This window comes from Streptosporangium sp. NPDC049046 (assembly GCF_040649155.1).
Taxonomy (GTDB): domain Bacteria; phylum Actinomycetota; class Actinomycetes; order Streptosporangiales; family Streptosporangiaceae; genus Streptosporangium.
Genome location: NZ_JBEZEZ010000072.1, coordinates 1 through 7,000 on the forward strand (window position 1 = coordinate 1; position 7,000 = coordinate 7,000).

The 7,000-nt window shown below is 38.0% G+C and carries 8 protein-coding genes; 3 read left to right on the top strand and 5 right to left on the bottom strand.

Annotation, left to right across the window (positions count from 1 at the left end):
- Positions 1-302 (bottom strand): plasmid recombination protein (locus AB0B96_RS40595; protein ID WP_362907619.1); only part of this gene is annotated, 302 nt, incomplete at its 3' end.
- A gap of 458 nt (positions 303-760) precedes the next feature.
- Here AB0B96_RS40595 and AB0B96_RS40600 point away from each other — a divergent pair.
- The 3 genes from AB0B96_RS40600 (at position 761) to AB0B96_RS40610 (ending at position 1,664) form a co-directional block, all read left to right on the top strand.
- Positions 761-1,036, top strand: a complete 276-nt coding sequence (locus AB0B96_RS40600; RefSeq protein ID WP_068039764.1) for a hypothetical protein — start codon at positions 761-763, stop codon at positions 1,034-1,036.
- 90 nt (positions 1,037-1,126) lie between these two features.
- Positions 1,127-1,411: a type II toxin-antitoxin system RelB/DinJ family antitoxin gene (locus AB0B96_RS40605; protein WP_362907621.1), complete on the top strand. Its 285-nt coding sequence runs from the start codon at positions 1,127-1,129 to the stop codon at positions 1,409-1,411.
- On the top strand, positions 1,398-1,664 hold the full coding sequence (locus tag AB0B96_RS40610) for a type II toxin-antitoxin system YafQ family toxin (RefSeq protein WP_361462941.1): 267 nt from the start codon (positions 1,398-1,400) through the stop codon (positions 1,662-1,664). The genes AB0B96_RS40605 and AB0B96_RS40610 overlap by 14 nt, the downstream gene beginning before the upstream one ends.
- A gap of 65 nt (positions 1,665-1,729) precedes the next feature.
- On the opposite strand, the gene AB0B96_RS40615 is transcribed toward AB0B96_RS40610, so the two are convergent.
- The 4 genes from AB0B96_RS40615 to AB0B96_RS40630 all read right to left on the bottom strand — a co-directional run.
- Positions 1,730-2,776, bottom strand: coding sequence for a restriction endonuclease subunit S (locus AB0B96_RS40615; RefSeq protein ID WP_361462940.1), 1,047 nt, complete (start codon positions 2,774-2,776; stop codon positions 1,730-1,732).
- A 1-nt stretch (position 2,777) separates the two neighbouring features.
- Positions 2,778-4,694, bottom strand: a complete 1,917-nt coding sequence (locus AB0B96_RS40620) for an N-6 DNA methylase (protein ID WP_361462937.1) — start codon at positions 4,692-4,694, stop codon at positions 2,778-2,780.
- A gap of 143 nt (positions 4,695-4,837) precedes the next feature.
- Entirely contained in the window at positions 4,838-5,803 is a 966-nt protein-coding gene (gene repM, locus AB0B96_RS40625; protein ID WP_361462934.1) for a replication initiation protein RepM, read from the bottom strand.
- Positions 5,804-6,304: 501 nt separating this feature from the next.
- Positions 6,305-7,000: plasmid recombination protein (locus tag AB0B96_RS40630; protein ID WP_362907625.1), on the bottom strand; the 696-nt coding region annotated here is incomplete at its 5' end.

Genomic DNA, 7,000 nt, shown 5'->3' on the forward strand with positions numbered 1-7,000 from the left:
ATGAGCCACTGAGCAGATCGCTTAAAAAATTCCACTTCCTTGCTGCTTCCCCAACCTTCCCATTCAGGACTGGCGGTTATTAAATACTCAATACATAGCACCGCATCAGCGCGTCTTTTTTCAGGAAGTCGATCTTTTATTGCCTGTTTGACGGCTTCAGGGGTCGCAACGGTATGATGATTTTTAGGGGTGAGGTTGGGGTCAGCATTTGGCGTTTCTATCGTTCGGTAGCTGTGTGCAAGACTGCCACCGATGTTGCCCATCGTCTTTAATTTTGCTGTTCTCAAAATTGCATAGTTCATCGCCACTTTTTTCCTATAATTGAGTGTTATTTCATTAAAGTGTACTTACTACACCATAATTTCACCTGTTAGGAAAGCGTGATTTTTGGCGCAAAAGGCGGTAAAAAAGGGCTATTTTTCACTGTTTTTCAACTTGGCTGTTTACAGATTGTAAACAGCTTTTTTCTTTATAAATCAATAACTAAGAACGATTTTGTTTACACTTTGCAAACACTCAAATTTCAATAAACCTAACAATATCAGCTATTTGGCAGTCCCTTTAGGGTGCGTATGGTGTAGTCATCAAATTAGGTGGGAAATAACGGTTTTTTTATCTGTCGTAAAATCTGCTACAAAAAAGGGATTATAAGAGCGTTACTTCTCGTTTTTCACTGGCATAATCTTAGGCTGGTATCAATAATTTATTAACCTAAAAAAATCATCTGTAGCTACAGATGATTCTAGTAGCGGAGTTATTTATGAGCATGATCGGTGTATCAGTAGCTAGCAATAAAAGCCTTCAGCTTGAAGCTACCCAAGAAGCCTATAATAGAGCTGTCGTGAAGCTTAATTTGCTGTTGATTGACGATAAAACGCACGAAGAAGTAGTCAGAAACAAGCTGTTTGAAGTCATGGATGAAAGAAATCAGCTGGGGAAGTACTCCACTTCTGATCTGTATGTCATGCAAAAAAGCATTGAGAAAACGGTTGATGATTTTCTTGCTGGATTAAATGAGCAGACTGTTACCACTTAGATTAGCGAAAAGATGGAACGCTATAGTTATTGAGGTTTAATCATCTTTCGCTTATATTGGGGGTACGAATATAAGCGAAAGGTGATTGCTATGACTACAACTAATTATAATATACGGCTTGACCAGGATCTGAAGGATAGGTCTTTTTCTGTTCTTGAAAGCTATGGATTAACACCTTCACAAGCCATAAGACTGTTCTTAAACCAAGTAGCCGATACTAATGCGATTCCTCTGTCTTTTGACTATCAACAACCTAAGCTCAACGCGCAAACTATCGCTGCTATTGCAGAGGTCGCGAGCGGTAAAGGTAGTAAGTACAACAGCTTTGGTGATTTGATGGATGAGCTAGAAGGCGAGGCTGATGAGATCCATTGAAGTATCAAGTCAGTTTAAGAGAGATGCTAAAAAGAATTATCTAAGCTTACTCACTCCTGCATGGGGCGAGGTGCTCAATTGTTTGACTAACGATATACCGTTACCGGCTAAATACAAAGATCATGCGTTGACCGGCAATCATAAGGGGTTTAGAGATTGCCATATCAAACCTGACTTGGTGCTAATCTACCGTATTCAGAGCGATACGGTAGATTTTATTAGGCTGGGTAGCCATTCAGAAGTATTTGAGTAGTCTGTTAGTAGGTTTTTTGGCTTTTAAGGCGGTTCCGCTAAGGCAAAGCGATTAATAAGATTCTCTCATTTATCGCTTTGAACATAGTTAAGATATTGCTTTCGCTTAATATACTCCTGGTTCATCATATACTGCCCCATATACTCAAAATCTGGGCGTTGATCCTCTTTAACAGGCAACATGACTTTATCTCTTGAAATGCGCTTGTCGTTGATCTCTCTGTTAAAATTGTATTTATCAGACAGCCTATTAGTTAAAGTTGCTATAAAAAGGTAAATATAGCGGTCAAAATGATCATTCTGCAAATGGGTCACATGATCACTTGCGACAAACTTGTATGGTTGATAAAAACTCGCACCAACGCTCCCACTATTTGCAACTGTCAAACAATTTGAGAACATGCGAACACCGTCTTCATTCCCAATGAAATCATTCACACCGTTATTCAATGAGGTTGAAGAGACATAAGGATGTTCCCCTTCAATCTGATTGGCTTTAGTGAGACGCTTACCACGCTGAACAATTTTAAAAATATCTTTTAAGAAGAATTCATGCCACTCTTTATCTTCAAGCTTGACAATATTTTTGGGTTTTAGCTTTGCTAATTCGTTTAGGCATAACTCAATATACGTAGCCTTTTTCTTATCCATTAAGGCTTTTGTGTAGTCTTCCATGAATTGCCAGTTTGGTTTATTCTCAGAAATAGCTGGAAGCATTATTTTTTGACGTTTAAGCCTTCCTGTTCCCATTTTATAGCCATAACTGTATTTATGGCGTTGAAATGAAATTTGGTTAGATAAGAAAAAAGCTACGTAATTAGAACTAACTATAGGCCGAAGCTTTCGACAGTCATTTGAATATAGGCCTTTGTAGGGATGAAAGAATGAGTAACCAACAGAACCATTTCGATTAACTGAGAGACAATTACTTTCTAAAGTAGAGTTACGGTTCCCTACAAAATGTCCTATACCATTGTTTTTTGCAGTTGAGGAAATATATGGGACTTTCCCTTGAACTCTCTCTGCATCATAAATATCTCTACCAGAGAAAATCTTTGCAGTATCCTCTATGAAAAACTCATGCCATTCCACATCTACAAGATTTAACGACATATCAAGCCTCCTTAGAATCTTCAGATTCAAAGAGATATTCTCGATTTTGCATAATCATTGAGAACTCAAATGTTAGGTAATCTCCTATAGTTTTTTCGAAATCAGCATCAGTTGGTAGCTCATCATTGAAATAGTAAAAGCTGTGAAGCCACTCATCATCTGATTCGACTGTTGTTTTTACACAGAATTGACTTTCTGCTTCGATGCGATCAAACCAAACATCTAAAAGGTGTTGCTTCTTATCCTTAGCTTGCTCTGTTTCGATCAACCCAATATGAGGACTTACTTTAAACCCGTCTTCTCTGAAATCAATAAACTTGCACTCTTTGTCTTTTGGGTGTGGTTCACCAGCAGTAAAAATTGCAATACATGTAATAGTTCCTACACCATAAAATGTATCCTTGTTGAGTGAAATAACGCCTTCTAAAGTATGTTTCTTGAGAATGTTCGCCTTTATTGATATTTCTTCTTTAGTTTTTCCCGTTAAAGAGGATTGCGGAATAATCACAATCGCACGACCTTCTTCAACCAATGAATTCAGTAGATGCTCGGTAAAAGCTATTTCATATAAATCTGGATTTTTCTTTGAGCCTTGTGAGTAAGGAGGATTCATCATCCCTACAGTAGCGCCTTTTAATTGAAGTTTGTTTGGGTCTTCGTTTAGAAAATTATGGTTAATCAAATTGCTTTTACCATCACCTCTTAAAATCATATTAGTTGTGGCAATGGTGAACATATAGGGTTGCAACTCAAAACCGTGCAATTGTTTCTGACGGATACTCTTCTTTGTATTATCATTCTCTGTTTGTTCGAGCATATGGTGCATTGCGGCTATTAAGAATCCGGCCGTTCCTGCACAGGGGTCGAGCACAGTGTCATGAGGATTAATGTCAATCAAATCACAGAACAGGTCGGTAATGTGTTTGGGTGTCAACACTATTCCTAGAGTCTGCCCATCACCTCCAGAGTAAGACATAAACTCACCATAAAAGCGCCCTAAATAGTCTTCGGAAGAGCTTGTATATTTAATGCTCTTGTAAATTCTATCATGCAAGAATTCAGTGAAATGCTTAAGAGGGGTTTTGTTGAGCGTACCGCTTATTTCATTTAGGATTTGTGTGTCTTTAATAATTGAGAACTGACTAAGAATCTTATCTCTTTTGACATCAGGAGAGACTTTAGAACGCTTTAGATTCTTTTCGATAGCACTATATATTTTTTCGCCATCCGTCTCAATTTCATCGCCAGTTAAGAGAGCAACATCAAAACCACCGAACTCCGCCTCTCTAAGTGCCAATAAAATACCTGAGACAATTAAGGGTTTATCAATGTCTTTTAAGTTTCCGTAATTTCTCAAATCTTCGTGTAACTCTGAAGCATCACGTAATATTTCAGCTAGTTCCTTTTCTTGGTCAGTATTTTCTTGCAGTACCTCTCTTATATAGTATTCAACAATGTTTTTTTCATTGAATGAGATAAAAGATTCAACTTCTGGTAACTCACGGTAATACTCGGTTTCATCAATAAAATATGGACTGATTTTATGTTTCTTTTCGTCTCCAGAGATACCAAAAGCGATGACCTTCTTGTAAGACGTGTTTTGAGCTAAATGTTGACCGTAAAAGAGCGCGCCATTAACAGCAAAATCTTTAATATCCTTAACTGTTGTACTAATCAGGCCTTTTGAGTCAAGCTTTACATGCTTAGAGACATCAGCTTTGTTCTCAAAAACAAGGATAAAATCTTTTACGACTCCAACAAACTCTGGAAAACCTACTTTCCCAGAACCACTTTTAGAGGCAGTTTTTAAGGCAAGATCGATTTCAAGAATAGTGCTACCTTGAGGTTCAAGTTCAATACCTGCTTCTGTCAATAAACTGTGAACCCATAAATCTGTTTTTGCTTCTTTTTTTGCCATCTCTACGCACCAGTCCGTTTTAAAAAATGAAGTATAGCATAGGGCTTACCACTGACCTTTGCTGTCAAATCCGCACAAACAAACTGGAGGTATTTTAATCAGGAAGCCTAGGAAATTAGACCTATCAAACGCACTCATAAGACTTAGTATTCAAGATACTCTCTGATAGGACGTTTATTAAACTGTGTAGGGTCTTTTTTAAGGCGGTTAACCATTTCAAACTCCCACCCTTGCTGTGACTGCCCAGCTGGGCTAGTAGGACTTACTAAATGATTATATTCCGCCATAAAAGCAGGATTGCGAGCAATACGCCCTAGCTGCTTATCATTCAGCCCATCAACCGTAAACATATCTGCTGTACTAGAGTCACGTTCCTTACTAACTACATCTATCTTAGCTTTTGGCTTTTCATGAACAGTGAAAACAAAACCTACAATTTTGCGTCCCTTTTTTACGTTCTCATATTTGACTTTAAGGTCCGATTTCTTGTTAATCTCATCTGTAGCAAGATCTAAAACACGTTTCTTAAAATCACACATCGCTTTGTATTCATTGATTCCTAGCCCCATCTGGTCTCTAAATACTCCTATCTCAAAGCATGGTGTTTTTTTAGCTGTGCGCCATTGCGTCAATAACTCATAAAGGCGTACTGAATAAACACTATCAAACTGTGTCGTTTGCTCTAGCAAATACGAGGTAAAAAACTGTTCTAAGCCATTGATACGGCTGATACCTTCTACAACAGCAAGAGTAAATACTATTTCTATTGCGCCCTCCCCATCATGATATTGTACCTGCTGTAACCAACGGCTTTTAATGGGCTTACCATTATCGTCAAGGTAGGTAAAACGCCTATTAAATAGGGTCTCTTCAGCTTCTTTCATGCGCTTATAGCCATTTTGCCGTGTAGTTTCAAATACCTCTGCATAACGAGTGGCATCAATTCGTAACGGCTTGTCTGTGCTTAATCCTGTGGCTGTTTCTCTAGCATCGACTATGGCTAACTGAATAATTCGCACTTCAGCCAACGATAAGGTTTGTAATGCCTGATTTAGTTGATTAGTCTTTACGACTAGGTTTTTTTTAGTGTTCATAACCATCTTGTCCATAAGTATTTAATGACATATTACACTAAGTCATTTAAAGGTCAAATCACAAATAGTCTTTTAATGGTAACTAAACGTCCTTTAATGGGTAACTAAACGTCCTTTAATGGGTAACTAAACGTCCTTTAATGGGTAACTAAACGTCCTTTAATGGAGGCTACAAGCCAATAGTAGCAAGGCCTACAGAGTGCTTAAAAGCATTTAAAAGCTATTAAAAGCATTAAAAGCCTTTTTTTATTTTTTTACTAACTGAAAAGAAAAAGGAGGGAAACCCTAGTTACCTCAAAATATGAAGGACTTTTTGTGTTCTTTTGAATCAGATAATCGATCAATGCTTTCAAACTTATCTATCAATTTGTTTTTAACCTCAACCAAAGCAATAGGTTTATTAAACTTTATAAGTTTTTTAGCATTCTATTGATTTTATTTTTCTTAAACCATTAGTAATGGGCTATAGAAACCACTCTATATGCCTACACAATTAGATTTAACAGCATTCATTATCTATTTTGATAGATACCTAGCTCTTTCATATTTAACTCTCTCTATGGCGATTCTACGGCTTTCTAGCTGCATTGCTTCATTTACTCTGGCAATTTCCTCTTGATTTAACCCTTTAGTCGCCAGTAAGTAAGGCTCAACACGTTTTTTAAGGGTGTCATAGCTCGCTTCCGCAACGCTTTTATCCAATCTAGCCTTCTCATAGTCCATTAGGATGCTGTTAGCAGCCTTCACAGTCGGTTCTATTTGATCAATAACGGCTGCTGTGACCTTTTCCCCATACCTAGCCTTGCTTTCAAACATTTCAGGCTTAGGCGCTAAAGTCGTAATACTAAAATCCCTCGCGTGATTGATGTCGTGGTAATACTCTTTGATGCTGGTATGCTTGGCTTTAGAGCCTTCCTTGCCCCTTGTTAGCCCCAAATCAGCAACGGTTTTAGCAAAATCGGTTTGCATCTGATTTAATTTAGCCCTGCCGCCTAGAAAATCCTTACAGTTGAGCTTCCCCTTTTGGTCAATAGGAACGACATAAGCGACTAGTTGCGGTGTGCTTATGTCTCGATGAACACTCATACCTGCAATGTTTTCTGCTCCATGTTTATCCATGAGCCACTGAGCAGATCGCTTAAAAAATTCCACTTCCTTGCTGCTTCCCCAACCTTCCCATTCAGGACTGGCGGTTATTAAATACTCAATACA

What these genes read in the sequence shown, in the direction of transcription:
- AB0B96_RS40600 (WP_068039764.1), top strand. Translation starts at nt 761, where the DNA reads ATGAGCATGATCGGTGTATCAGTAGCTAGCAATAAAAGCCTTCAGCTT.
- AB0B96_RS40605 (WP_362907621.1), top strand. Translation starts at nt 1,127, where the DNA reads ATGACTACAACTAATTATAATATACGGCTTGACCAGGATCTGAAGGAT.
- AB0B96_RS40610 (WP_361462941.1), top strand. Translation starts at nt 1,398, where the DNA reads ATGAGATCCATTGAAGTATCAAGTCAGTTTAAGAGAGATGCTAAAAAG.
- AB0B96_RS40615 (WP_361462940.1), bottom strand. Translation starts at nt 2,776, where the DNA reads ATGTCGTTAAATCTTGTAGATGTGGAATGGCATGAGTTTTTCATAGAG.
- AB0B96_RS40620 (WP_361462937.1), bottom strand. Translation starts at nt 4,694, where the DNA reads ATGGCAAAAAAAGAAGCAAAAACAGATTTATGGGTTCACAGTTTATTG.
- repM (WP_361462934.1), bottom strand. Translation starts at nt 5,803, where the DNA reads ATGGACAAGATGGTTATGAACACTAAAAAAAACCTAGTCGTAAAGACT.